Genomic DNA, 1514 nt, shown 5'->3' on the forward strand with positions numbered 1-1514 from the left:
TCGGAACCTAATGAGAGCTACCGGGTCAGCTTTCGGGCAGACTCGGGCCCGGTAGCCACTGGCAGGTGAGCACTCTCGGAACCTGGACGTCGAGTCCTATTGACAGATCGTGCCCTTGCTGGCGGTCGGGAGGATGGACCGCTGATGGGATGTCGTGCCCGCCTCTTCGGTGGCGTGAGCACTTGATCATTAGGTAGCGGAGGTTCTCCCGTGGGCTGCTGATCATGCCGCCGAGGGTGGGAGAGCGACTTGTTGTTCGTGGGCGATGACTGGGCCGAGGATCACCACGATGTGGAACTGCAGGACGAGCGGGGAAAACGGCTGGCCAAGGCTCGACTCGAGGAGGGGATCGCGGGGATCTCCCGGCTGCATGAACTGATCGGGCGCCATGCGGAGGCGGACAAGGACTTCGACCGTGCTGAGGTCGTCATCGGGATCGAGACCGATCGGGGGCTGTGGGTCCAGGCGTTGATCGCCGCCGGCTACCAGGTCTATGCCATCAACCCGCTGCAGGTGGCCCGCTACCGAGAGACCGTATCGACCTCGGGAGCCAAGAGCGACGCGGCCGATGCTCGCACACTGGCGGACATGGTGCGCGAGAAGCGTGATCAGTTGCGGCCGATCGCCGGGGACAGCGCGGCGGCTGAGGCGATCAAGGTGGTCGCGCGAGCGCACAAGACGCTGATCTGGGAACGCAATCGGCACACCCTGCGCCTGCGGCACGCCCTGCGCGAGTTCTTCCCTGCGGCCCTGGTCGCGTTCGGTGACCTGGCCGGAGCCGATGCATTGGAGTTGCTGGGCAAGGCGCCCGATCCGGCCAGCGCGGCACGACTGACGATCACACAGATCACACTGGCGCTTCAGCGAGCGCGTCGTCACCACGCCTTCGACAAGGCCGAGAAGATCCGGGCCGCGCTGCGCAGCGAGCAACTGGCGCAGCCTGCGGTGGTGGCGGCCGCGTTCGCGGCGATGGTACGTGCTCAAGTGGCGATCCTGACCGCGTTAAATGAGCAGATCAAGGCCTTGCAGGAGGAGGTTGAGGCGCATTTTGGCGAGCATTCGGACGCTGAGATCTACCTGTCCCAGCCGGGCCTGGGCGTGATCCTAGGTGCCCGAGTGTTGTCGGAGTTCGGCGATGACTCCACTCGCTATGGCGATGCGCGAGCGCGCAAGAACTACGCCGGCACCAGCCCGGTGACCCGCCGGTCCGGGAAGAAGAAGGTCGTGCTGGCGCGGTTTGTGCACAACGATCGATTGATCGATGCCCTGGGCCGACAGGCCTTCGCCGCGATGCTCTGCTCGCCCGGAGCTCGGGCTTTCTACGACCAGCAACGCGCTCGCGGCGTCGGCCACCATGCCGCATTACGTCAGCTCGCCAACCGGCTGGTGGGGATCCTTCACGGCTGCTTGAAGACCGGCAGCAAGTACGACGAGGCAACTGCCTGGGCACATCGGACCGTCCAGGCCGCGCCTTGACAGATTTCGCCATGGGATGTCTGTCAATTTGATCAAGG

1 protein-coding gene is annotated in these 1514 nt (G+C 65.0%); it reads left to right on the top strand.

Translation table 11 applies throughout. The features are described from left to right. Nucleotides 1-249 precede the first annotated feature (249 nt). Nucleotides 250-1476 carry an IS110 family transposase gene (locus tag ACWDRB_RS67800; RefSeq protein WP_449912897.1) on the top strand — a complete coding sequence of 409 codons (1227 nt, stop codon included), beginning with the start codon at nucleotides 250-252 and terminating at the stop codon, nucleotides 1474-1476. Nucleotides 1477-1514 lie beyond the last annotated feature (38 nt).

It is taken from the genome of Nonomuraea sp. NPDC003707, assembly GCF_053587055.1.